Below are 420 nucleotides of genomic sequence, written 5' to 3' on the forward strand. Positions count from 1 at the left end.
CGGTCAGCGGCGGCCTCCGTGCGGAGATCATCGGCCGCCTCACCTGCGTCGTACCTGCGCATAAATGCGTTACCGCACCGGTCGTAGCAGCCGTACGGCAACCTCAAATGAACCTCTGAAGAACCGCCTGGGGGCTTCAACCTGGCGTGAAACAGGGCACATTGAGTGCAGCGGGTCCTGCCGGAACGGGGGCGGCGGGTCCTGCTGACGGGGGACGGCTCGCGGCCGGGACACGGGGGAAACCGGCCGCGAGCGCCGTCGGTGCTCCAGGGGGGCCCAAAAAGTCCCAAGGGGGCCCAAGGGGGCCCGAGGGGGCTATGCCCCGTACGTCTCCCGTAGTTCGATCTTCCGGACCTTTCCCGACACCGTCATCGGGAACGCGTCCAGGATCCGCACCCGGGCCGGGATCTTGTAGTGGGC

This window comes from Streptomyces niveiscabiei (assembly GCF_001419795.1).
Classification (GTDB): Bacteria; Actinomycetota; Actinomycetes; order Streptomycetales; family Streptomycetaceae; genus Streptomyces; species Streptomyces niveiscabiei.